The organism is uncultured Roseibium sp. (assembly GCF_947494555.1).
Lineage (GTDB): Bacteria > Pseudomonadota > Alphaproteobacteria > Rhizobiales > Stappiaceae > Roseibium.
This window is the reverse complement of sequence record NZ_CANLVF010000013.1, coordinates 1-1,485: the sequence shown is the minus strand read 5'-3', so window position 1 is coordinate 1,485 and position 1,485 is coordinate 1. Positions and strand designations below refer to the sequence as shown.

General features: G+C 63.5%; 1 protein-coding gene. It reads right to left on the bottom strand.

What is annotated here, in order from left to right:
• Nucleotides 1-1,485, bottom strand: a 1,485-nt coding sequence (locus Q0915_RS32010) for a LamG-like jellyroll fold domain-containing protein (RefSeq protein ID WP_366525367.1), incomplete at both ends; no start/stop codon positions are given.

The following is a 1,485-nucleotide window of genomic DNA, read 5'->3' as shown; positions in this document are numbered from 1 at the left end:
TTGATGGCCTCGTCGATATCGGCGATGGACTTCACGATGCCGTAGGCCGGTTTGGCCGTGGTGGAGATGTCGGACAGCGTGATCAGGTCGCCATAGACGGTGACGGTGCCCAGGTCGTCATTGTTGTGGGCGCCGCCGCCTCTGCCCTGGTCGGAATAAAGGGCGATGACGGAGTGATCGACGATGCCGTCATCGTTGGCATCGCCATAGGTGATGGATCTGATCTTGGTGGTGTGGCCCTCGATCAGGATGCTGTCGCCCTCGGCGCGGCTGAAGTCGGTGATGATGTCGTCGCCGATGACATCGACCCAGTGATTGTGGATGTCGTCATTCTCTCCGGCAACGCCGTGCCATCTGATGGTGCCGTCATCCTGGGTGTGTTCCTCGATGAAGCGGGCCTTGGCGTTGATGAGGGTCTGGAAGTAGAAGGTGTCGGCGCCAGATCCCCCGGTCATGACATCGTCGGCCGGGATCGGCTGGTCTGGATAGAGCTTGCCGTCGGTGAGTTCGTTGTCCGGATCGCCCTCGTCACGGTCCGGGTCGTAGGCAACCGGTCCCTCGCGTCCGTCGGACTGGGAGATGAGGAGGTCGTTGCCGGCGCCGCCGTTGAGGATGTCCTCGCCGTGACCGCCGTCGAGCACATCGTTGCCGTCGCCGCCATTGAGGATGTCGTTGCCGTAGGAACCCTGGAGGATATCGTTGCCGGCCTTGCCGTTGACGGTATCGTCGCCGAGCCCGGCATTGATGGCGTCGGCCTGGTCGGTTCCCTCGATGGTCTCGTCCTGATCGGTGCCGTCCTGAGGGGTGGCGTTGGCGGTCATCTCGCCCATGTGGTTGAAGCCATAGGCCATGGCGAGCGCTTTGGCCTCGTCGGATCCGTGATGGAGCTGCTGGAAGGCAGGCATCAGGTCGTCCTGGGCGAGGGCGGCCAGGGCATCGGCCTCAAATGCCGGGTCGACCTCGCCGGCCAGCGCCGCCATGGCCTCGCCCCCGACCTGTTCGTCGAAGACCATGACATCGGAGATGGTGCCCTTGAACTGCTGGCTCGCGGTCTGGCTGTCGCTGGAGCGCCAGGCACCGGACGCGCCGACCAGGAAGGAGCGCTCGTTCATGTCCATGCCCTGCTTCATCTCCGGCTCGGCAGCAAAGAGCTGTCCGTTGACATAGACATTGAGGCCGTCCTCGCCGAAGGAGACGGCGAAGTGATAGTCGGTGCCTGCCTTGACCTGAAGATCGGGGACCTTGAGATACTCGCTTCTGTCATCGGTCTGCTGGCGGACATAGATCTGGCCGTTCTTGAGCCAGACGGTCAGGTGCCCGCCCTCGTCATAGCCGCTGCCGTCCTTGGAAAAGAGCGCCTGCTGTCCGGAGACCTGGTCCGCATTGAAGGTCAGAGCGATGGTGCCGGCTGCCAGCGACAGCGCCGCCACATTGCCCCCGTCCAGATAATCGCCCCTTTCGCCCGAGAACTCGGTCGCACCCGCG